Origin of the sequence: Streptomyces sp. NPDC055962 (genome assembly GCF_042270185.1) — a bacterium.
Classification (GTDB): domain Bacteria; phylum Actinomycetota; class Actinomycetes; order Streptomycetales; family Streptomycetaceae; genus Streptomyces.
Map to the genome: position 1 here is coordinate 173,983 of NZ_JBHJYN010000001.1, position 21,465 is coordinate 195,447.

The window sequence follows — 21,465 nt, forward strand, 5'->3', positions numbered from 1 at the left end:
GCCGTCCGGACCCCCGAGCGGGGCGGTGGCTGCGGGCCTTTGTAAGGCCGCACGTACAGGTTCGCAACTTCCGGGGAAAATTGAACTTGCGTTTCACAGAGTGAGACGCGAGTATCGTCGTATGGACAACTCTAGCGGCGTCGGCGTTCTCGACAAGGCAGCTCTGGTATTGAGCGCCCTGGAGTCCGGTCCGGCCACCCTCGCCGGGCTGGTCGCGGCGACAGGGCTCGCACGGCCCACGGCACACCGCCTGGCCGTGGCACTCGAACACCACCGCATGGTGGCGAGGGACATGCAGGGCCGATTCATCCTCGGACCCCGGCTCGCGGAGCTCGCGGCCGCGGCCGGCGAGGACCGCCTCCTGGCGACGGCCGGACCCGTACTCACCCATCTTCGGGACATCACCGGCGAGAGCGCGCAGCTCTATCGCCGGCAGGGAGACATGCGGATCTGCGTGGCGGCGGCGGAGCGCCTGTCCGGACTGCGGGACACCGTGCCGGTCGGCTCCACCCTCACCATGAAGGCGGGTTCCTCCGCACAGATCCTGATGGCCTGGGAGGAGCCGGAGCGTCTGCACCGGGGCCTGCAGGGGGCCCGCTTCACGGCGACCGCCCTCTCCGGCGTACGGCGGCGGGGCTGGGCCCAGTCGATCGGCGAGCGCGAGCCGGGCGTGGCCTCGGTCTCGGCCCCGGTCCGCGGACCCTCGAACCGGGTCGTCGCCGCGGTGTCGGTCTCCGGCCCCATCGAGCGCCTCACCCGCCACCCCGGCCGGATGCACGCACAGGCCATCATCGACTCGGCCGCCCGGCTCAGCGAGGCCCTGCGCCGCACGGGCTGAACACCCTCCCCACCCTTCCGGCCGCCCCAGCGTCGTGGCGGCCCAAGTCACCTGTCACGCACGCGAGATGGACGCTCCGCTCCCGGTCCGCTCCCGCGCGAGCACGCAGGCGGCGCGAGCACATCCGCGACAGGGACACGAAGAAGGCCCCTCACCGAAGTGAAGGGCCTTGTCGTACTGCTCTGTTGTACCCCCGACCGGATTCGAACCGGCGCTACTGCCGTGAGAGGGCAGCGTGCTAGGCCGCTACACAACGGGGGCGTGGTTACTGCTGACTTGCGCTGGGCTACCAGGACTCGAACCTAGAATGACGGTACCAGAAACCGTAGTGTTGCCAATTACACCATAGCCCATGGTGTGACAAGTACCCCCGACCGGATTCGAACCGGCGCTACTGCCGTGAGAGGGCAGCGTGCTAGGCCGCTACACAACGGGGGCCCTGGCGATCCTCACCCGGCCGGAGCCGGATGGTGTCACCGCCGGAACCTGGGTGCGACCCGATGTTCCTGCGGGATGGATCTGTACCCCCGACCGGATTCGAACCGGCGCTACTGCCGTGAGAGGGCAGCGTGCTAGGCCGCTACACAACGGGGGCTTGTTACTTCGGTCTTGCGCTGGGCTACCAGGACTCGAACCTAGAATGACGGTACCAGAAACCGTAGTGTTGCCAATTACACCATAGCCCACTGAAACGCAACCCCTGAGGGCTTTGTCTCTGTCTGCGCTTCCCGGCCGGATCTTTCGGCCCGCTCGGGCGGCGCAGAAAGAACATTACCCGAAGGTGTCCGGCGCTCCAAAACGGGTATCGCCCGCCAACAGGCCGGGGAGCTCCGCGAGCCCCGTGATCCGGACGAGTTCGGGGCGCCCGCCCCGCCCGCGCCGGTCCAGCCACACCCCGGCGAGACCCGCGGCCACGGCTCCGGCCGCGTCGATGTCCGGCTGGTCCCCGACGTAGACGACCTCGTGCGGGTCGAGCTCCAGCGCCTCGCAGGCCGTGCGGAAGGCTCTGGCGTCCGGCTTCCAGACGCCGAGCTCCTGGGCGCACAGCAGGACCTCGAAGCGGTCGCGCACGCCGAGGGCCCGCAGCTTCCGCTCCTGGTGGTCGACGGAGGAGTTCGACAGGATCGCGTGCCGGTGCGTGGCGGCCAGCGCGTCGAGGACGGGCACGGCGTCCGGGAAGAGCTCCCAGGAACTCTCGTAGTGCCCGACGTACCTGCGGAACCACGCGTCGGCGTCCTCGTCGCTCAGCTCCGCGTCCAGGAACTCCCGCACCCGGTCACGGCAGTGCGCGGGCCAGTCGGACTCCCCCGCGGCGACACGCTCCCAGTGGACGGAGGCGATACGCATCCAGCGGCCGTGGTGGTCCTCGTCACTCTCGGGCAGCCCTTCCGCCCTGAGGTGCCGCAGCAGACCGGTCCGGTCCGAGCCCGCGTAGTCGAAGATCGTGTCGTCCACGTCCCAGAGAACCGCGCGAATCGCCATGTCCGTGAACTTACCCGCCCGAAATCGCGGAGAAGCCTGAACACGGGAGTCAGGAGACGGCCCTCCGCCGCCGGCGCCGGCGCCGGGGCCGCCCCCGCCGTGAACGGCCGGAGGCCGGGCTCCCCGTGGGGAGCCCGGCCTCCGGCGTGCGTGCGGCCCGTTACGCGGCGAGCTTCGCCAGCGCCGCGTCGATGCGGGCGATCGTCTTCTCGCGGCCGAGGATCTCCAGGGACTCGAAGAGCGGCAGGCCGACGGTGCGGCCGGTGACGGCGACGCGGACCGGGGCCTGCGCCTTGCCGAGCTTCAGGCCGTGCTTCTCACCTGCGGTGAGGACGGCCGTCTTGAGCGCCTCGGCGTTCCACTCGGCCGCGGTCAGCTCGGCGCGGGCCGTGACGAGCAGGGCGTCGGAGCCCTCCTTCATGGCCTTGGTCCACGACGCCTCGTCCTCGACGGGCTCGTCCAGGAAGAGGAAGTCGACGTTGGCCGTGATGTCCGAGAGGACCGTCACGCGGGTCTGGGCGTGCGGGGCGATCTCGGCGAACTGCTCCGCGTCGAAGTTCTCGGGCGCCCAGGGGGCGAAGGGGGCCTTCAGCCAGGGGCCGCAGGCCTCGGTGAAGGTCTTCACGTCGAGCATCCGCAGGTGCTCGGCGTTGATGTGCTCGGCCTTCTTCAGGTCGAAGCGCGCCGGGTTGGCGTTGACGTCGGCGATGTCGAACGCCGCCACCAGCTCGTCCCGGCCGAAGATGTCGCGGTCCTCGGCGATCGACCAGCCGAGCAGCGAGAGGTAGTTGAGCAGCCCCTCGGGCAGGAAGCCCCGCTCGCGGTACAGGTTGAGCGAGGCCTGCGGGTCACGCTTGGAGAGCTTCTTGTTGCCCTCCCCCATGACGTACGGGAGGTGGCCGAAGGCCGGGGTGTCCTTGGCGATGCCCAGCTCGATGAGCGCCCGGTAGAGGGCGATCTGGCGCGGGGTGGAGGAGAGCAGGTCCTCGCCGCGCAGGACGTGGGTGATCTCCATCAGCGCGTCGTCGACCGGGTTGACGAGCGTGTAGAGGGGAGCACCGTTGGCACGGACGATGCCGTAGTCCGGCACGTTCTCCGGCTGGACCGTGATGTCCCCGCGGACCAGGTCGGTGAAGGTGATCGCCTCGTCGGGCATCCGGAAGCGGACGATCGAGGTGCGCCCCTCCGCCTCGTACGCCGCCTTCTGCTCGTCGCTCAGGTCGCGGCAGTGGCCGTCGTACCCGGAGGGCCTGCCGGCGGCGCGGGCGGCGTCGCGGCGGGTGTCGAGCTCCTCGGTGGTGCAGTAGCAGGGGTACGCGTGGCCCGCGGCCAGGAGCTTCTCGGCGACGTCCTTGTACAGGTCCATCCGCTGCGACTGGCGGTAGGGGGCGTGCGGGCCGCCGACCTCGGGGCCCTCGTCCCAGTCCAGGCCGAGCCAGCGCATCGAGTCGAGCAGCTGGCCGTAGGACTCCTCGGAGTCACGGGCCGCGTCGGTGTCCTCGATGCGGAAGACCAGCGTGCCCTGGTGGTGCCGCGCGAAGGCCCAGTTGAAGAGAGCCGTCCGGACCAGACCCACGTGGGGGTTGCCGGTCGGGGAGGGACAGAAACGTACACGGACAGGTGCGTTAGCCACGCTTGATCACCTTGTTGGTGAGAGTGCCGATGCCTTCGATGGTGACGGCGACCTCGTCGCCGACGTGCAGGGGACCGACCCCTGCGGGGGTCCCGGTGAGGATCACGTCGCCCGGGAGCAGCGTCATGGCCTCCGTGATGTGGACGATCAGGTCCTCCACGGAGCGGATCATGTCGCTCGTCCGGCCCAGCTGACGCTGCTCCCCGTTGACGGTGGCCTGGATGGCCAGGTTGCCGGGGTCGACGTCGGTCTCCACCCAGGGGCCGATCGGGCAGGAGGTGTCGAAGCCCTTCGCCCGGGCCCACTGGCTCTCCCTGCGCTGGACGTCGCGCGCGGTGACGTCGTTGGCGCAGGTGTAGCCGAAGACGACGTCCTTGACGCGCTCACGCGGGACCTCGCGGCACATGCGGCCGATCACCACGGCCAGCTCGGCCTCGTGGTGCAGCTCCTCGGAGAAGGAGGGGTACTCGATGGAGTCGCCGGCACCGATCACCGAGGTGGTGGGCTTGAAGAAGGCGACCGGCACGTCCGGGACCTCGTTGCCCATCTCGGCGGCGTGTTCCGCGTAGTTGCGGCCGATGGCCACGACCTTGTTGGGGAGCACGGGCGGGAGCAGCCGGACCTTCTTCAGCGGGACCTTGGTCCCGGAGAGCTCGAAGTCGGTGTACGGGATGCCCTTGATGATGTCGAGGACGAGGCTGTCGGGGCTGTCGCCCTCGACCGCGCCGAAGGCGACATTGCCGTCGATGGAGAACCTGGCGATGCGCACGGGATGCTGTCGCCCCTCACTTGCTGGCTGGCTGAAGACTGACGCTCCAGGCTAACGCGCGGGAGGGGGACGGCCGTGCGCATGACGCCGTGTGCTGCGGCCGTCAGACCGCCGTCGCGGCCGGGGCCTCCATGAGGATGGTGCGGCGCGGGTTGGCCGTCTGGGTCGGCAGGTCGACGGCGTGCTCCCGCTGCTCCGGCGTCTGCAGCGCGGCGGCGTCCTCGAGATGCGCCAGCGTCGTGCGCCGGGGGTTGGCGATGTTGCGGAACGTCATCGTCGTCTTCATCTGCCGTATGGATCCTTGTCGCTGGGGCGCGGCCCGGAGGTGCGCCGGTTGTCGGATTCGGTGTCCCTGTAAAGCTTCAGGCTAAACATCCGATTCCCGGACGTGGCCGGGATGAGACGGCGATCATCATGTGAGTTTGCTCACGAAGTTGCCGACAATTCACTCATTGCGGACAGTTGATCACGGGATGCAAAACCGACAATCCGTCACTGAATCTGCTATTCCGCTCCCGATCATCGCGTCTGGGACACCGGTCACCCCCGGAGGGTGCACCCTTAATTGCCCGGTTTGACCGTGAACACGCTCCACGCCTTGTGACCCGCCCATCACACCGTGTCATCCAGGTCACAGCCCGGTACGCGGGCCTTGTTGGAGATCCTCCACTGTGCTGGAATTCCACGCACCGCCGCGGGTTTCAGGCCCAGCGCGCAGGGGCGCAACGCAGCGCCGAGTGGCGGCGGGAGGGGGAAGTACGCCGGTCACTCACGACCACCATGGGGCGCGTCCAGCGCCCCACGACGCCGACACCGTCCTGCCGCGCCACGCGCGGAGGGACGCCTGGTCCAGAGGTTGCGACGCTAGTGCAGGGACGTTTCAAGAGGGATGGCATGGGGTCGCCCCAGCCCCGCCAGGGCCGAGGGGAAACCCCGGCGGAGCAGGAGCCGCGCGGCGCGAACGACCGCGGTTCCTCGCCCCAGCACGCCCAGAATCCCGGCGCGGCCGGTGACGGCGGCGGCGAGCGAGCGCAGCGCACCGGCACGACGGGCTCCGGCGGCTCGGACGCCGCGGCGCCGGTCACTCCGGCGGGTCCCACCACCGCCGGGTCGCGCATCGCCCTGCGCAACTGGCGCATCAGCACGCGTCTGGTCTCCCTGCTCGCCCTCCCCGTGGTCGCGGCGACCACCCTGGGCGGACTGCGGATCAACGAGTCCATGAACGACATGGACCAGCTGGAGCACATGCAGCTGCTGACCAAGATGACCAAGCAGGCGACCGCGCTCGCCAACGCGCTCCAGGAGGAGCGCGACAAGTCGGCCGGCCCGCTGTCCAACGGCGTGAAGGCCACCGACTACAAGGTCACGCAGCCCCGTGAGCGCACCGACCGTGCCAAGGCGGCCTTCTTCGAGGCCACCGACGAGATAGGCAACACGCCCGGCGACGCGGCGCTGGACAGCATCCACGCGAGTGTCAGCCAGATCGGCGTCCAGCTGGGCAACATCACCAGCATCCGCAAGGACGCGTACGCCGCCGACAGCCCCAGCCTCAACACGGTCGACCAGTACAGCCAGCTGATCACCTCGCTGCTGAGCCTCTCGCAGGACATGGCGCAGGCCACCAGCAACCCCGAGATGATCAAGCGGACGCGTGCGCTGGCCGCCTTCTCCTCGTCCAAGGAGTACGCGTCCGTCGAGCGCGCGATCATCGCCGCGGCCCTGCCGGGCGGTGACAGCAGCAAGACGCACCTGAACGACAACGACCAGGCGTTCGGGCGCAACGCGCTCGGCAAGGCGAACACGACGCTCAAGACCTTCGAGACGACGTACGAGTCCACCGGCAAGAGCTCCGCCGAGCTGCTGGCTCCCCTGGACAACGGGAACCCCGAGATCACCGCCGCGGACATCTACGCGAAGAAGGTGCTCGACAGCCCCCTCGGTATGGAGGGCACCGGCAAGACCCGCACGTACATGGACTGGTACGACCAGAGCTCGAACAAGATCCAGGCCATGAAGACCATCGAGGAGACGCTCCTCGGTGAGATGGAGAGCAAGGCCCGCGAACTCCGTGAGGAGTCGCAGCGCGACGCGATCCTCAACGGTGCGATCATCCTGATCGTCCTCGGCGTGTCGCTCGTCGGCGCCTTCGTCGTGGCGCGGTCCATGATCCGCTCGCTGCGCCGGCTCCAGGACACCGCGACCCGGGTCGCCCAGGACCGGCTGCCCGAGCTCGTCAAGCAGCTCTCCGAGACGGACCCGCAGGACGTCGACACCTCCGTCGAGTCGGTCGGTGTGCACTCCCGGGACGAGATCGGCCAGGTGGCCGCGGCCTTCGACGACGTGCACCGCGAGGCGGTCCGACTGGCCGCCGAGCAGGCACTGCTGCGAGGCAACGTCAACGCGATGTTCACCAACCTCTCGCGCCGCAGCCAGGGCCTCATCCAGCGTCAGCTCTCGCTCATCTCCGAGCTGGAGTCCCGCGAGGCCGACCCGGACCAGCTGTCCTCGCTGTTCAAGCTCGACCACCTCGCGACCCGTATGCGCCGTAACGGCGAGAACCTCCTCGTCCTCGCGGGTGAGGAGCCGGGGCGCCGGTGGACCCGGCCCGTGCCGCTGGTCGACGTTCTCCGTGCCGCCGCCTCCGAGGTGGAGCAGTACGAGCGCATCGAACTGGCCGCGGTGCCCGCCACCGAGGTCGCCGGCCGCGTCGTCAACGACCTCGTGCACCTCCTCGCCGAGCTGCTGGAGAACGCCACGTCGTTCTCCTCGCCGCAGACGAAGGTCCGGGTCACCGGTCACGCGCTGCCCGACGGCCGTGTGCTCGTCGAGATCCACGACACCGGCATCGGCCTCTCCCCCGAGGACCTCGCCGCGATCAACGAGCGGCTCGCCTCGCCTCCGACCGTGGACGTCTCGGTGTCCCGGCGCATGGGTCTGTTCGTGGTCGGCCGACTGTCCCTGCGTCACGGCATCCGCATCCAGCTGCGCCCCTCGGACTCCGGCGGCACGACCGCGCTGGTCATGCTGCCCATGGAGGTCGCGCACGGCGGCAAGCAGCCGCCGAAGCCCGGCCAGCAGGGCAAGGGCCAGCAGGGCGGCGCCCCGGGCGGGCTCCTCGCCGGCGGCGCTCCCGCCGCGGGCGGTCAGCGTCCCGGACTCGCCGGTCCCGGCTCGGCTCCGGCCAAGGGTCTGGGTGCCACCGCTCCGCGCGGACAGGTCGGAGCGGGCGCGTCCCCGCGGGCCGCGCTCCCCTCGCGTGACGGTGGACCGCGTCAGCCGCAGCAGGGCCCCGGTCAGCAGGGCCCCGGCCTGCCCGGCCAGGGACGGCCCGAGGCCCCCCGCCAGGGCGGCGGCCTCGCCGGTGCGTTCGCCGGTGGTGCCCGTCCCGGTGCACGCCCCCCGCAGGACCCCTCGGCCGGCGCCGACTCGGGCCGCCCCAACCTCTTCGGCCACTCCGGCCAGCAGAGCGGCCCGCCGGTACGGCAGGCGCCGCAGGGCGCCCAGCCCGGCCAGGGCAACCCGGGCGGTCAGCAGCCCGGTGGCCCCGGCCGCCAGCTGCCGCCCTCGGGCGGACCGCGGGCCGAGCTGCCCGGCGGCAACCCGCAGCAGCAGCGTCCGCAGAACACGAGCTGGGGTGTCGAGGAGCAGGGTTCCCCCCGGCGTGCTCAGCCGGACTCGCCGCGCGGTCACGAGGAGCACGACGCCGGCCGGTTCGCCCGTCCGGGTACCTCGGCCCCGAACCATCCGTTCAGCCCGACGGACCAGCGTCCGCCGATGAACGACCGTCAGGGCCCCGGTGCCACGGCGGAGTTCGCCCGGCCGGACTTCTCGGCGCCGCAGGCCCCCCAGGGCCAGGACCCGGCGAGCACCGCCCAGTTCGCCCGGCCCGACTTCAACGCGCCGAGGCCGCAGGAGCAGGGCTACGGAACCCAGGGGTACGGCCCCCAGGCCCCGCAGGCTCCCGCTCCCCGCAGGAACGACGGCGCCGACTTCGGTGCACCGCGCCTCCCGGCCCCCTCCGCGGGTGAGCCGCGTCGTCCGGCCCTGCCGCAGCAGCCCGAGACGCTGCCGCCGGCCGGTCCCGGCGACGGGCGTACGCCGCTGTACGACACGCTGGAGACGAACTGGTTCCACGGCCCGCAGCAGGGCGGCCAGCCGCCCGCCCCCGAGCCGCAGGCACCGGTCGCCCCCCAGCCCGCCGGCACCCCGCCCCCGGCCATGCCGCGGCGTGGTGCGGCCGACAGCGGAGTCACCAGTTCGTGGCGCGCTTCGCCCAACGACGAGCTCGTACGGCAGGCGGAGCGGGTCAAGAAGCCCGCCGCCGGCGGGATCACCACTTCCGGGCTGCCCCGCCGTGTCCCACGTGCCAATTTGGTGCCAGGCACTGCGCAACAGCAGAATCATCAGTCCGGACCTCAGGTTTCGCGTGCGCCCGATGACGTACGCGGCCGTCTGACCAATCTCCGCCGGGGCATCCAGCAGGGACGACAGGCCAACACCGGCTCGTCTACCGGCAGTTTCCAACTCGGCCCCACTCACCAGCAGGAGCGTTAGTTGAGCCCCATGAGTCAGGCCGCGCAGAATCTGAACTGGCTGATCACCAACTTCGTGGACAACACCCCAGGGGTGTCCCACACGGTGGTGGTCTCCGCGGATGGCCTGCTGCTGGCGATGTCCGAAGGTTTCCCGCGCGACCGCGCCGATCAGCTGGCGGCTGTCGCCTCCGGGTTGACGTCGCTGACGGCGGGGGCCTCCCGGATCTTCGAAGGCGGCGCCGTGAGCCAGACGGTCGTGGAGATGGAGAGAGGTTTCCTCTTCCTCATGTCCATCTCGGACGGGTCCTCGCTCGCCGTCCTCGCGCACCCGGACGCGGACATCGGTCTGGTCGGGTACGAGATGGCACTCCTCGTCGACCGCGCGGGGACCGTCCTCACCCCCGACCTCCGCGCCGAGCTACAAGGAAGTCTGCTCCACTAGGCGGCCATGCGGCATACACCTGACACGATCCCCCCAGGTACTACTCAAAACCCTCACCCGTCCGGCCGACACAGCCCCCCACCGGCCACCTTCAGACGGCAAGCCGACACCCTGCTGTCACGCCCGGAGGATTTATGACCCCGCCACCCGCCTCACCCGATCCGTACGGCGCACTGCACCACGCGTCGTACGACGGTGAAGGCGACCAGCCGCTGGTCCGTCCCTATGCCATGACCGGCGGCCGGACCCGGCCTCGCTATCAGCTCGCGATAGAGGCGCTGGTCAGCACCACAGCGGACCCGGCACACCTGGGGACCCTGCTCCCCGAACACCAGCGGATCTGCCACCTGTGCCGCGAGGTGAAGTCGGTGGCCGAGGTCTCGGCCCTGCTGTCCATGCCCCTGGGTGTGGCGCGGATCCTCGTGGCGGACCTGGCGGAAGCCGGCATGGTGGCCATCCACCAGCCGGGCAACGGAGAGGCCGGCGGCGCGCCGGATGTGACACTGCTCGAAAGGGTGCTCAGTGGACTTCGCAAGCTCTAGCGGCGGGACGGCCCGCGCCACCACCTCGGCGAAGATCGTGGTGGCAGGGGGCTTCGGCGTGGGTAAGACCACGTTCGTCGGTGCCGTTTCGGAGATCAATCCGCTGCGCACCGAAGCCGTGATGACGTCCGCGTCCGCGGGCATCGACGACCTGACCCACACCGGGGACAAGACCACCACCACGGTGGCCATGGACTTCGGACGCATCACCCTGGACCAGGACCTGATCCTGTACCTGTTCGGCACCCCCGGACAGGACCGCTTCTGGTTCATGTGGGACGACCTGGTCCGCGGCGCCATCGGCGCCGTCGTCCTCGTCGACACCCGCCGCCTCGCCGACTGCTTCCCCGCCGTCGACTACTTCGAGAACAGCGGCCTCCCCTTCGTCATCGCCCTCAACGGCTTCGACGGACACCAGCCCTACACACCCGACGAAGTACGCGAAGCCCTCCAGATCGGCCCCGACGCCCCGATCATCACGACGGACGCCCGGCACCGCGCGGACGCCAAGAGCGGCCTGATCACGCTGGTCGAGCACGCCCTCATGGCCCGGCTGAAGTAGCCGCAAGTCGGTAGCGATCTACGGAAGTTGCTGTAGTCACGCGGGGGCGGCCTGTGTCCTTTGACACGATCCGCCCCCGCGTTCATAACATTTCGACAGTGAATTGAGGCCCCGTCGATACCCGACGCGCACGACCGGTACCGCTGTGCTCATACGAGCCTCGCCTTTTGACGGGGCTCGCTCTTTATGCCCGTTTTATCTGCGGGCGGCCGTAGTCGGAATCACTCATTCCGACTGTTTGGAACGCGACCGGTCCGCGTGCTGCAATGCCTCGAACTACCCAGTAGTACGGCCCCCTGAACGATAATTCCGGCACAACGTAGGTGCCGACGCCGAGAGGTTGTTGGTCGAGTGAGGCGAAGCAACGAGGGCTCCGCGGCGCAGCCGGAGCGGGGCAATTTCACCCCGCCGCCGCGCGCTGCGCTGTCCCCGCCTGCGGACACGTCGTCCGAGGCGGAACCGACGGCCGGCAGCACCAGCCGGCTGTCACCGCGCAACTGGCGGGTGCCCACCCGGCTGAACGCGATCCTCCTGATTCCCGCGCTGGTCGGCCTGGTCATGGGCGGCTTCCAGGTGAAGGGGTCGGTCGACACCTGGAACGAGGCTCAGGACGCCGAGAAGACGGCCCTGGTCGTCCGCGCGGCCGCGGAGTACGGGCAGGCGCTGCTGAACGAGCGTGACCTCACCGCTCAGCCCCTGCTCTCCAACAAGCGCACCGCCGCCGAGGTGGAGAAGGTACGCGCCACCACGGACGACGCCGCGTCGAAGTTCGACGCCGCCGTGCAGAACATGCCGGACAAGGAGGGTCTCCACCGCCGCCTGAAGCTGTTCAAGGTGGAGGAGCCCCTGCTCCCCGAGCTGCGCAAGGCCGCCTACGCCGAGGCGATGGACCCGGTGAAGACCGAAGAGGGCTACACCAAGGTCCAGCACTCGCTGATGGAGTTCTCCAACGAGCTCGGCCTGGGCACCGGCAACATCACCAGCTACGGCCGGACCGTCTACGCGATCGAGCTGGCCAAGGCCGCCGAATCGCTCCAGCGCTCGATCGGCATGCACCTGCTGGTGCGCCCGAGCCAGGAGGAGCGGAAGTTCAACGGCCAGGTCACGGCGTTCAGCTCGTACAACTACCTGGAGCAGATCGCCCTCGGCGAGTTCATCTCCGGTGGCACGGAGGCCGACGCGGCGCGGCTCAAGGAAGTCATGGCCGGCAAGGCCGCCGAGGGCGCCGAGCAGCTGAAGGAGGCCGCGGCGCAGGCCAAGGCCGCCGGCCAGCCCTTCGTGGCGCCGCCGAGCATCGACGGTTCGGTCTTCGACGGCATGGCCCAGCAGATCGGCCAGGGCAAGCAGCCGGACCAGCTGAAGGCCAAGGGCATCACCCCCGAGACCTGGATGGCCGCTTCCACCGCGAAGTTCGACGGCTACACGACGGTCGAGAACGAGCTCGTCGACAAGGCCGTGGCCGAGGCGGCGGAGATCTCGACCGACGCCAGGAACGACGCCATCGTCAACGCGGCGATCGTGATCATCGCCCTGCTGGCCGCCTTCATCATCGCCGGCCTCATGGCCCGCCAGATGAGCCGCTCGATGCGCCAGCTGCGTACGGCCGCCTTCGGCATCGCCGAGCAGCGGCTGCCGATGCTGGTCGACCAGCTGTCGCGGACCGAGCCGGGCCGGGTGGACACCCGGGTGCAGCCGATCCCGATCAACAGCCAGGACGAGATCGGCGAGGTCGCCCGCGCCTTCGACCAGGTGCACCGTGAGGCGGTCCGGCTCGCCGCCGAGCAGGCGATGCTCCGGGGCAACGTCAACGCGATCTTCACCAACCTGTCGCGCCGCAACCAGTCGCTCATCGAGGGCCAGCTGACCCTCATCACCGACCTGGAGAACAACGAGGCCGACCCGGACCAGTTGGAGAGTCTCTTCAAGCTGGACCACCTGGCCACGCGTATGCGGCGCAACGGCGAGAACCTCCTCGTCCTCGCCGGCGAGGAGCCCGGCCGCCGCTGGAACCAGCCGGTGCCGCTGGTCGACGTCCTGCGGGCCGCCTCCTCCGAGGTGGAGTCCTACGAGCGCATCGAGCTCACCGGCGTGCCGGAGAGCGAGATCCACGGCCAGGCCGTGACCGACCTCGTCCACCTGCTGGCCGAGCTGCTGGAGAACGCCACCACCTTCTCCTCCCCGCAGACCAAGGTGCGGGTCACCGCGACCCGGCTGCCCGACGGCCGCGTCATGGTCGAGATCCACGACAAGGGCATCGGCCTCACCGCCGAGGACTTCGCGGACATCAACCACAAGCTGGCCAACCCGCCGACCGTGGACGCCGCGGTGTCCCAGCGGATGGGTCTGTTCGTGGTCGGCCGGCTGGCCGACCGGCACGGAATCCGCGTCCAGCTCCGGCCCTCGGGTGAGCAGGCGGGGACCACGTCGCTGGTCATGCTGCCGGACGCCATCACGCACGGTGGCGGTGGCGAGTCGGCACACGAGGGCGACTTCACGGTCTCCTCGATCATCCCCGAGCAGCAGCAGCCGCAGGCCTTCGACCCGATGCCGCACCACGCCCCGATGCGTACGGCGGCGGAGCTCGGCTTCGACGACTCGCGCTACGACACCGAGGCCTCGGACTCCCCGCAGCTCGACCCGGTCAACCGCTCGCTGATGCGTGAGGAGCGCCGGGCCGCGCTGGAGGCGCAGGCGGGCGGCGACCGTCCGGCCTTCCAGGAGAACGGCGCGGGACAGCAGCAGGACCACTCCCAGGAGCAGTTCGCCCAGGGCCGGTACGACCAGGGGCAGTACGCCCCCGAGCAGTACGCCCAGCAGCAGCAGGAGTACCCGCAGCCCGGCTACGAGGGCGGCTACGACCCCTACGCCGGCAACGGTTACCAGGAGCCGCAGCAGAACGCCTATCCGGAAGCGGGATACGCCGCCCCGGACGGTCAGCAGGAGCAGTACACCGACCAGTTCGCGCCGCAGGGCGACCACTCCCACCAGGGAGACTGGCAGGGGCAGGGTTCCTACCAGGGGGCCTTCGAGCCCCAGGGGCAGCCCGAAGCGGAATCTGCTCCGAGCGCTCCCGCCGGGACTCAGGAACACGTAGGCTTCGACCGCCAGGGACCCACCCCGAACCCCGGTCAGGACCTGACCGAGGCGGGTCTCCCGCGCCGCGGCGCCGGCCAGCAGCACTGGCAGCCCACCGGCCGCGGAAACGATCAGCCTGCCGCACCGGAACAGCGGCAGCGGCCGCAGCCGCAGGCCGAACCGGCCGGCGGGGAGGGCCCCGAGGACTGGCGCTCCGCGAACGACGAGCGCTGGGAGCGGGCCGAGAAGCTCAAGGACCCGAAGGCGGGCGGAATCACTCCTTCCGGGCTCCCTCGGCGCGTGCCCAAGGCCAATCTGGTCGAGGGCACGGCGGAGCAGACCCAGCAGGGCGGCCCACAGGTCTCCCGCGCTCCCGAGGACGTGCGGGGCAGGTTGAGCAACCTGCGCCGCGGTGTCCTGCGGGGTCGCACCGCGGGGTCGGACACAAGTAATACCTACAACCAGGAGCGTTAGTGTGAGCCCGATGAGCCAGGCGGCGCAGAATCTGAACTGGTTGATCACCAACTTCGTGGACAACACCCCTGGGGTGTCCCACACGGTGGTGGTCTCCGCCGACGGACTCCTGCTGGCGATGTCCGAAGGTTTCCCACGGGACCGCGCCGATCAGCTGGCGGCCGTCGCCTCCGGTCTGACGTCGCTGACCGCGGGCGCCTCCCGGATCTTCGAAGGCGGCGCCGTGAACCAGACCGTTGTGGAGATGGAGCGAGGATTCCTCTTCATCATGTCCATCTCTGACGGATCTTCACTCGCCGTCCTCGCCCACCCGGACGCCGACATCGGTCTGGTTGGGTACGAAATGGCACTTCTCGTGGACCGTGCAGGAAGTGTTCTCACCCCGGATCTCCGCGCCGAACTCCAGGGAAGTCTTCTTAACTAATAGACAGACAGTGCGTTTCTCGTCACCGCGCCATAAGGTGCGGTGGCGCGGCACCACTGGGATGGCGACCGGCATTCGGAGGAGGAAACGTGGCAGCACCCACAGGCGGACACCTGTACGAGGGCGGTCAGCGGGTCCCGGGTGAGCAGGGTGACAACCGTTTCGACACCCCCTCCATGCCCGGCAGACAGGGCCCGCAAGAGCCTTACCAGCCGTATCAGCCCTATCAGCAGTCGCACCAGGGCTCTCAGGGCGGCGACTGGCAGCAGCAGCCGCAGCAGCCCGGTTCCGGGTGGCCCCAGCAGCAGCCGCACTACCAGCAGCCGCAGCAGGAGCAGCAGCCGCCGCAGCGCTACGAGGCGCCGCCGTCGCGCATCCAGCCGGTTCAGCGGCAGGCTCCCGCACCCGCGAAGCCCGCGGCGCACAACCCGCTGGTCCGCCCGTACGCCATGACCGGCGGCCGGACCCGGCCGCGGTACCAGCTCGCCATCGAGGCGCTGGTCAGCACCACGGCCGATCCGGCCCGGCTGCAAGGGCAGTTGCCCGAACACCAGCGGATCTGCCGGCTCTGCATCGAGATCAAGTCGGTGGCCGAGGTGTCGGCCCTCCTCTCGATCCCCCTCGGCGTTGCCCGGATCCTCGTGGCCGACCTGGCCGAGGCCGGACTCGTCGCTATCCATCAGCCCGGCGGCGACGAGGCCGCCGGCGGCCAACCAGATGTGACACTGCTCGAAAGGGTGCTCAGTGGACTTCGCAAGCTCTAGCGGCGGAGCGGCCCGCTCCACTACCTCGGCGAAGATCGTGGTGGCAGGGGGCTTCGGCGTGGGTAAGACCACGTTTGTCGGTGCCGTTTCGGAGATCAATCCGCTGCGCACCGAAGCCGTGATGACGTCCGCGTCCGCGGGCATCGACGACCTGACCCACACCGGGGACAAGACCACCACCACGGTGGCCATGGACTTCGGACGCATCACCCTGGACCAGGACCTGATCCTGTACCTGTTCGGCACCCCCGGACAGGACCGCTTCTGGTTCATGTGGGACGACCTGGTCCGCGGCGCCATCGGCGCCGTCGTCCTCGTCGACACCCGCCGCCTCGCCGACTGCTTCCCCGCCGTCGACTACTTCGAGAACAGCGGCCTCCCCTTCGTCATCGCCCTCAACGGCTTCGACGGACACCAGCCCTACACACCCGACGAAGTACGCGAAGCCCTCCAGATCGGCCCGGACACCCCGATCCTCACCACGGACGCCCGGCACCGCGCGGACGCCAAGAGCGCGCTGATCACGCTGGTCGAGCACGCCCTCATGGCCCGCCTGCGCTGACCCCGTCGCCGCACGACGAAAGGCCCCGCACTCCTCGGGAGGAGTGCGGGGCCTTTCGTCGGTAAGGGCCCGGTGGGCCCGGGGAACGGCCTCAGCGGCCGTTCTCAGCCCTGCCAGCTGTGCGGGGCGCGGAATCCCGGGGTGCGCTCCAGTCGGCGCCATCCGGCGGTGCTACGGCCCCGGTGGGCCGGTGCGTCGGGCTGGGCGGCCGCACGGGCGAGCAGGACCGCGGTGATGGCGGCGAGCTCCTCGGGGCCTGCCTGGCCCTTCTCGACGCGCAGGACCGAATCGGCGGGAGTGATGCTCATGAGGTCTCCGTCTTCTGGGCAGGTGATCGCTGACGTGGGCGGGGTGGCCGCCGCGGCTGCGACTACTGCGGGGGGTTGCCGTGCTTGCGGGACGGCAGGTCGGCGTGCTTGTTGCGGAGCATCGCGAGCGAGGCGATCAGTACCTCGCGCGTCTCGGCGGGGTCGATGACGTCGTCGACCAGGCCGCGCTCGGCCGCGTAGTAGGGGTGCATCAGTTCGGCCTTGTACTCCTTGACCATGCGGGCCCGCATCGCTTCGGGGTCCTCGGCGTCGGCGATCTGCCGGCGGAAGATGACGTTGGCGGCGCCTTCGGCACCCATCACCGCGATCTCGTTGGTGGGCCACGCGTAGGTGAGGTCGGCGCCGATGGACTGGCTGTCCATGACGATGTACGCGCCTCCGTAGGCCTTGCGCAGGATCAGCGAGATCCTCGGCACGGTGGCGTTGCAGTACGCGTAGAGCAGCTTCGCGCCGTGCCGGATGATCCCACCGTGCTCCTGGTCCACGCCCGGCAGGAAGCCGGGTACGTCCAGCAGAGTGACGATGGGGATGTTGAACGCATCACACATCTGGACGAATCGCGCGGCCTTCTCGGACGCCTCGATGTCCAGGACACCGGCCAGCGCCTGCGGCTGGTTGGCCACGATGCCGACGACCTGGCCGTCGAGCCGGGCCAGGGCGCAGACGATGTTGCGGGCCCAGCGCTCGTGGACCTCCAGGAAGTCGCCGTCGTCGACGAGCTCCTCGATGACCTTGTGCATGTCGTACGGACGGTTGCCGTCGGCCGGGACCAGGTCCAGCAGGACGTCGCCACGGCGGTCGGCCGGGTCGTCGCTCGGCACGACGGGCGGGTTCTCACGGTTGTTGGAGGGCAGCATGCCGATCAGGTAGCGGACCTCGGCGATGCAGGTCTCCTCGTCGTCGTACGCGAAGTGCGCGACGCCCGAGGTCTCGGCGTGCACGTCGGCGCCGCCCAGGCCGTTCTGGGTGATCTCCTCACCGGTGACCGCCTTGACGACGTCCGGGCCGGTGATGAACATCTGCGAGGTCTCGCGGACCATGAAGACGAAGTCGGTGAGGGCGGGGCTGTAGGCCGCGCCGCCCGCACACGGGCCGAGCATCACGCTGATCTGCGGGATGACACCGGAGGCACGCGTGTTGCGCTGGAAGATCCCGCCGTACCCGGCGAGCGCGGAGACGCCCTCCTGGATACGGGCGCCGGCGCCGTCGTTCAGGGAGACCAGCGGGGCACCGGCCGAGATGGCCATGTCCATGATCTTGTGGATCTTCGTGGCGTGGGCCTCGCCCAGCGCCCCGCCGAAGATCCGGAAGTCGTGCGCGTAGACGAACACCGTCCGGCCGTCGACCGTGCCCCAGCCGGTGATGACACCGTCGGTGTACGGCTTCTTGGCCTCCAGGCCGAAGCCGGTCGCCCGGTGGCGGCGCAGCTGCTCGACCTCCTTGAACGACCCCTCGTCCAGCAGCAGCGCGATACGCTCGCGCGCCGTCAGCTTGCCCTTGGCGTGCTGCGCCTCGGTCGCGCGCTCACTCGGCCCGCGCCGGGCCTGGTCGCGCAGCGCCAGCAGTTCGGCCACCCGGCCACGCGTGTCGCTCGGCTCGCCCGGGATTTCGTCCACAACGGTCATACGTCGACCCTACGAACCCGACCGCGCAAACCCTGCCGTTCACTCCGGACAGTCTCCTGGCCGGTTTACTGGTGGCACCTGACAGAATCAGGGCATCGTGCAGCCCATCTGCCAGCTCCCGGGGCTGTCCCGTTGTAGGGCCCCGACAAAGCCCGCGATGTGGCGCCAGCCACACGCCGGGTCTGCGCGCCACGCCGTGGATACACCGGGCGGGCGACCGCGCGCACCGCAATGGCAGGGGGCGCCGCCGGATCCTTCACCCGTGGAGACGCGCTCCGGGCGACCGCTCCCGCGGCGGTACGACCGCGCGGAGCGAGGAGGACAGTACCCGTGCGGCACACCCGGGAGCGAACGGCGCCCGCCGCAGGGGGCCGCGTTCCGGCAGTCCCCCTCCCCCGCACTGCGCTCCGGCGCACCCCTCCCTCCACCCGTGGCCGGTTCCGGTCGTCGACGCGTTCAGCTCCTGTTCACTCCATGCGTCCGACGGTCGACCACGCGTGGTCAAAACCCCTCCCGGAGCGCCGAGTTGTGAAGAAGTACTCCTTCTTGAGAGCGCTCTCAGTCATAACTCTTGACGCTCGCTGGGGGCCTAGCGAGAGTGGTGCGCACCGCAGACGCCCCCCACTGCTCCACCTCCCCGCACCACCCTTGACCCCTGTCTGCGGCCCCCACACCCCAGGAGTTCCTCCGTGATCTCGCGCAGAATGTTCCTGTCGGGCGCCGCCGCCTCCGCGACCGCGCTCACCTATCCCCTCTGGGGCAGCGCCCTGAGCCCCCGTACCTCGGCAGCCGCCGCGACGTGCGAACTGGCCCTGGAGAACCGCTCGCTGCCGGGCACCGTGCACGCGTACGTCACCGGCCACGAGCAGGGCACGGACCGCTGGGTCCTCCTGCGTCCCGACGGCAGCGTCTACCGCCCCGACTCCCCCGGTGCCCCGCAGACCCCGCTGCCGGTGGACTGTGCCATCCCGCTGAAGGGCGCGGGCGCCGGGCCGGTCGTCCTGACCCTGCCGCAGATGTACGGCGCGCGGGTCTACTTCGTGCGCGACGACAAGCTGGACTTCTACCTGAACCCGGGCCCCTCCCTGGTCGAGCCGGCCTTCGCGACGTCCACCGACCCGAACTACGGGCGCACCTGGTCGTTCTGCGAGTTCACCTTCAACCCGCAGCAGCTGTACGCGAACATCAGCTACGTCGACCTGGTGACCGCCCTGCCGATCGGGCTGACCCTGGAGGGCGACGCCACGCACACGGTGGCCCCGCTCCCGGACGGCGCGGTCCAGCGCATCGCCGACGACCTCACGGCTCAGGCGGCCTCCGACGGACAGCCCTGGGACAAGCTCGTCACCCGCGGCTCGGACGGCCAGGTCCTGCGCGTGGTGTCGCCACAGAACCTGATGGCCCCCTTCTTCGACAGGCCGGACCAGATGCCGTTCCGGGACCTGTTCACCGCGCAGATCGACGAGGTCTGGGAGAAGTACCGCTCCACCGACCTGCGGATCGACCTGCAGGGCGGCCGGGGCACGCTGGCAGGACGCGTCAGCGGGGACACCCTGACCTTCGAGGGCGGCCACACCTTCGTCAAGCCCGTCTCGAAGGACATCTTCACCTGCAACCACGGCCCCTTCGCGAACAACCCGGGTGACTCCGACGACAAGAAGGCACTGCTGGCCAGGATCGCGGCGGGCTTCAACCGCTCGATCATGCTCAGCCACCCCAGCCAGCCGAACGGCACCTCGGTGGCCGACTACTACAAGGGCGCGGTGACCAACCACTGGTCGCGCGTCGTCCACGCGAACTCCCCGATCGGCTACGCGTTCCCCTACGACGACGTACGCCCGGACGGCGAGCCGGACGTGTCGGGGGCGGCCCACGACGGCAACCCCCGCCGCTTCACGGTGACCGTGGGTTCCTGACCTACCCGCGGCGCGGGGCCGCCCCCGGCCGTCCACGGACGGTTTCCGAGGGGGCGGCCCCGCCCTGTCCGGCACGGCGCCCCGCCGTGTCCGGCACCCGTAAGGCCCAGGCCGGCCTGCGCCGACGCGTGACGCGGCGGATCGTTGTCGGATGTCCTCCCTCGACGCACCGACCGCCGGCGAGTCCGCCGCCCGAGTCCTCCTCCACGGCCTCCGCCTGATCGACGGGACCGGCGGCGACCCCGTCCCGGACGCCTCCCTGCTGATCGAGGGCGACGTGATCCGGTGGGCCGGCCCCTCGGCGGGCCTCCCCCCGGACCTCGGACCCGTGCGGCGGCTCGGTCTCGGTGGCCGGACCGTGTGCCCGGGCTTCATCGACACCCATGTGCACTTCGCCCTGCCCGGGCCGGCCGGCAACCCGCTGCAGGGCCTCTACGAGCTGCCCAGCTACCGGACCCTGAAGGTGCTGGACCGGCTGCGCGTCACCTTGGAGAACGGGGTGACCACCGCCCGCGACCTGATGGGCCTGGACGCGGGATTCCGGCTGGCGGTGGCGGAGCGGAGGATCCCCGGGCCCCGTCTGCTGGTCTCGGTCACCATGCTCAGCCAGCGCGCCGGTCACGCGGACTTCACCCTCGCCGGAGGGATCGACGGGCTCGCCCTCGCCGTCGCCTTCCCCGGGAGCCCGCGCAGCCTGGTCGACTCCGTGGACGACATGCGCCTGCGGGTGCGCGAACTGGTCGCGGCCGGCGCCGACTGCGTCAAGCTCGCCACGAGCGGGGGTGTCACGTCCCCCCATGACCAGCCCGAGTGGCTGGGACTGCGGCCGGAGATGATCCGGGCGGCCGTAGAGGAGGCCCAGGCGTACGGTGGTCTGCCCGTAGCCGCCCACGCGATCGGGCGGCCGGGGATCGAGGCCGCCGTACGGGCGGGCGTCAGCAGCATCGAGCACGGGTACGCCCTGGACGACGGGCTGCGGGCGGAGATGGCCGAACGGGGCCAGTACCTGGTGCCCACCCTGCTGGAGACGACCCAGGACCTGGATCCCGCGCGCACCTCGCGGGCCGCGTACGAGAAAGGGGTCCGCTGGCACCGGATCGCCCAGGAGTCGGTGGCCCGTTCGGTCGCGGCGGGGGTCAGGATCGCCATGGGGACCGACAGCGGCCTGGCCGTCGGTCACGGGAGGAACCTCCAGGAGCTGGGGCTGCTCGTGGACATCGCCGGGCTGACCCCGATGGCGGCCGTCGTGGCCGCGACGGGCGGCGCCGCCCGGCTGTGCGGCATCGACGGGACGACCGGCACCCTGGAGGCGGGCAAGGCCGCCGACCTGGTCGTCACCGACATCGATCCCCTGACCGACATCGCGGCGCTCGGCGACCCCTCCCACATCCTGGCGGTGGTGAAGGAGGGCCGGGTCGCCGTCGACCGGGCCGGAGTCCTCGACGGCGGCGGCCTGCCCGCGCTCTGCCCCTGAGCCGCACGCCGCCCCGGCG

At 70.4% G+C, this 21,465-nt stretch carries 17 protein-coding genes and 5 tRNA genes; 11 read left to right on the forward strand and 11 right to left on the reverse strand.

The genetic code is table 11. The annotated features are described in order from the left end of the window. Positions 1 to 121: 121 nt before the first annotated feature. Complete coding sequence (gene ndgR, locus ACFC51_RS00780) at positions 122 to 838, forward strand: IclR family transcriptional regulator NdgR (protein ID WP_033303994.1); 717 nt, start codon at positions 122 to 124, stop codon at positions 836 to 838. A 188-nt stretch (positions 839 to 1,026) separates the two neighbouring features. Here the strand turns inward: ndgR and ACFC51_RS00785 are convergent. The 9 genes from ACFC51_RS00785 to ACFC51_RS00825 form a co-directional block, all read right to left on the reverse strand. Beyond that, positions 1,027 to 1,099 (reverse strand) — tRNA-Glu (locus ACFC51_RS00785). Positions 1,100 to 1,119: 20 nt separating this feature from the next. Then, positions 1,120 to 1,191: transfer RNA gene (locus ACFC51_RS00790), tRNA-Gln, on the reverse strand. A 12-nt stretch (positions 1,192 to 1,203) separates the two neighbouring features. Continuing rightward, positions 1,204 to 1,276: transfer RNA gene (locus ACFC51_RS00795), tRNA-Glu, on the reverse strand. Between the two features lie 84 nt (positions 1,277 to 1,360). After that, a tRNA-Glu gene (locus tag ACFC51_RS00800) sits at positions 1,361 to 1,433 on the reverse strand. A 19-nt stretch (positions 1,434 to 1,452) separates the two neighbouring features. Beyond that, positions 1,453 to 1,524, reverse strand: a tRNA-Gln gene (locus tag ACFC51_RS00805). 85 nt (positions 1,525 to 1,609) lie between these two features. Beyond that, positions 1,610 to 2,320, reverse strand: coding sequence for an HAD family hydrolase (locus tag ACFC51_RS00810; RefSeq protein WP_376372836.1), 711 nt, complete (start codon positions 2,318 to 2,320; stop codon positions 1,610 to 1,612). Positions 2,321 to 2,480: 160 nt separating this feature from the next. Further along, positions 2,481 to 3,953: a glutamate--tRNA ligase gene (gene gltX, locus ACFC51_RS00815; RefSeq protein WP_376526298.1), complete on the reverse strand. Its 1,473-nt coding sequence runs from the start codon at positions 3,951 to 3,953 to the stop codon at positions 2,481 to 2,483. Beyond that, a complete protein-coding gene (locus ACFC51_RS00820; protein WP_376372839.1) occupies positions 3,946 to 4,722 on the reverse strand; it encodes a fumarylacetoacetate hydrolase family protein in 777 nt (258 codons plus the stop codon). Before ACFC51_RS00820 ends, gltX begins: the two co-directional genes overlap by 8 nt. Before the next feature lie 103 nt (positions 4,723 to 4,825). Next, the gene (locus ACFC51_RS00825; protein WP_376372842.1) at positions 4,826 to 5,008 is read right to left on the reverse strand and encodes a hypothetical protein; all 183 of its coding nucleotides are present in this window, start codon (positions 5,006 to 5,008) and stop codon (positions 4,826 to 4,828) included. 608 nt (positions 5,009 to 5,616) lie between these two features. Here ACFC51_RS00825 and ACFC51_RS00830 point away from each other — a divergent pair. The 8 genes from ACFC51_RS00830 to ACFC51_RS00865 all read left to right on the forward strand — a co-directional run bounded on the left by ACFC51_RS00830 (position 5,617) and on the right by ACFC51_RS00865 (position 16,102). Then, positions 5,617 to 9,276, forward strand: a complete 3,660-nt coding sequence (locus tag ACFC51_RS00830; RefSeq protein WP_376372845.1) for a nitrate- and nitrite sensing domain-containing protein — start codon at positions 5,617 to 5,619, stop codon at positions 9,274 to 9,276. Positions 9,277 to 9,285: 9 nt separating this feature from the next. Continuing rightward, positions 9,286 to 9,699, forward strand: coding sequence for a roadblock/LC7 domain-containing protein (locus ACFC51_RS00835; protein ID WP_006127850.1), 414 nt, complete (start codon positions 9,286 to 9,288; stop codon positions 9,697 to 9,699). A 134-nt stretch (positions 9,700 to 9,833) separates the two neighbouring features. Continuing rightward, entirely contained in the window at positions 9,834 to 10,241 is a 408-nt protein-coding gene (locus ACFC51_RS00840; protein ID WP_003966010.1) for a DUF742 domain-containing protein, read from the forward strand. After that, positions 10,222 to 10,803, forward strand: a complete 582-nt coding sequence (locus ACFC51_RS00845; RefSeq protein WP_015611636.1) for an ATP/GTP-binding protein — start codon at positions 10,222 to 10,224, stop codon at positions 10,801 to 10,803. The genes ACFC51_RS00840 and ACFC51_RS00845 overlap by 20 nt, the downstream gene beginning before the upstream one ends. Before the next feature lie 351 nt (positions 10,804 to 11,154). After that, on the forward strand, positions 11,155 to 14,352 hold the full coding sequence (locus ACFC51_RS00850; RefSeq protein ID WP_376526300.1) for a nitrate- and nitrite sensing domain-containing protein: 3,198 nt from the start codon (positions 11,155 to 11,157) through the stop codon (positions 14,350 to 14,352). Between the two features lie 10 nt (positions 14,353 to 14,362). Continuing rightward, on the forward strand, positions 14,363 to 14,776 hold the full coding sequence (locus tag ACFC51_RS00855; RefSeq protein ID WP_006127847.1) for a roadblock/LC7 domain-containing protein: 414 nt from the start codon (positions 14,363 to 14,365) through the stop codon (positions 14,774 to 14,776). Positions 14,777 to 14,865: 89 nt separating this feature from the next. After that, the gene (locus ACFC51_RS00860) at positions 14,866 to 15,540 is read left to right on the forward strand and encodes a DUF742 domain-containing protein (RefSeq protein ID WP_376526303.1); all 675 of its coding nucleotides are present in this window, start codon (positions 14,866 to 14,868) and stop codon (positions 15,538 to 15,540) included. Then, positions 15,521 to 16,102 (forward strand): ATP/GTP-binding protein, encoded by a 582-nt coding sequence (locus tag ACFC51_RS00865; RefSeq protein ID WP_014048542.1) that lies wholly within the window; start codon positions 15,521 to 15,523, stop codon positions 16,100 to 16,102. The genes ACFC51_RS00860 and ACFC51_RS00865 overlap by 20 nt, the downstream gene beginning before the upstream one ends. A 104-nt stretch (positions 16,103 to 16,206) precedes the next feature. Here the strand turns inward: ACFC51_RS00865 and ACFC51_RS00870 are convergent, their stop codons facing one another. Continuing rightward, the gene (locus tag ACFC51_RS00870; protein WP_329233252.1) at positions 16,207 to 16,410 is read right to left on the reverse strand and encodes an acyl-CoA carboxylase subunit epsilon; all 204 of its coding nucleotides are present in this window, start codon (positions 16,408 to 16,410) and stop codon (positions 16,207 to 16,209) included. Between the two features lie 62 nt (positions 16,411 to 16,472). Beyond that, the gene (locus ACFC51_RS00875) at positions 16,473 to 18,056 is read right to left on the reverse strand and encodes an acyl-CoA carboxylase subunit beta (RefSeq protein ID WP_376372853.1); all 1,584 of its coding nucleotides are present in this window, start codon (positions 18,054 to 18,056) and stop codon (positions 16,473 to 16,475) included. Positions 18,057 to 18,760: 704 nt separating this feature from the next. On the opposite strand from ACFC51_RS00875, the gene ACFC51_RS00880 reads away from it, so the two are divergent. Then, entirely contained in the window at positions 18,761 to 19,972 is a 1,212-nt protein-coding gene (locus ACFC51_RS00880) for a glycoside hydrolase family 64 protein (RefSeq protein ID WP_376372910.1), read from the forward strand. A 151-nt stretch (positions 19,973 to 20,123) separates the two neighbouring features. Continuing rightward, a complete protein-coding gene (locus tag ACFC51_RS00885) occupies positions 20,124 to 21,446 on the forward strand; it encodes an amidohydrolase family protein (protein ID WP_376526306.1) in 1,323 nt (440 codons plus the stop codon). Positions 21,447 to 21,465 lie beyond the last annotated feature (19 nt).

Coding starts and splice junctions, on each gene's coding strand:
- ACFC51_RS00830 (WP_376372845.1), top strand. CDS start 5,617: ATGGGGTCGCCCCAGCCCCGCCAGGGCCGAGGGGAAACCCCGGCGGAG.
- ACFC51_RS00880 (WP_376372910.1), top strand. CDS start 18,761: ATGTTCCTGTCGGGCGCCGCCGCCTCCGCGACCGCGCTCACCTATCCC.
- ACFC51_RS00835 (WP_006127850.1), top strand. CDS start 9,286: ATGAGTCAGGCCGCGCAGAATCTGAACTGGCTGATCACCAACTTCGTG.
- ACFC51_RS00870 (WP_329233252.1), bottom strand. CDS start 16,410: ATGAGCATCACTCCCGCCGATTCGGTCCTGCGCGTCGAGAAGGGCCAG.
- ACFC51_RS00855 (WP_006127847.1), top strand. CDS start 14,363: ATGAGCCAGGCGGCGCAGAATCTGAACTGGTTGATCACCAACTTCGTG.
- ACFC51_RS00825 (WP_376372842.1), bottom strand. CDS start 5,008: ATGAAGACGACGATGACGTTCCGCAACATCGCCAACCCCCGGCGCACG.
- ACFC51_RS00840 (WP_003966010.1), top strand. CDS start 9,834: ATGACCCCGCCACCCGCCTCACCCGATCCGTACGGCGCACTGCACCAC.
- ACFC51_RS00885 (WP_376526306.1), top strand. CDS start 20,124: ATGTCCTCCCTCGACGCACCGACCGCCGGCGAGTCCGCCGCCCGAGTC.
- ACFC51_RS00810 (WP_376372836.1), bottom strand. CDS start 2,320: ATGGCGATTCGCGCGGTTCTCTGGGACGTGGACGACACGATCTTCGAC.
- ndgR (WP_033303994.1), top strand. CDS start 122: ATGGACAACTCTAGCGGCGTCGGCGTTCTCGACAAGGCAGCTCTGGTA.
- ACFC51_RS00875 (WP_376372853.1), bottom strand. CDS start 18,056: ATGACCGTTGTGGACGAAATCCCGGGCGAGCCGAGCGACACGCGTGGC.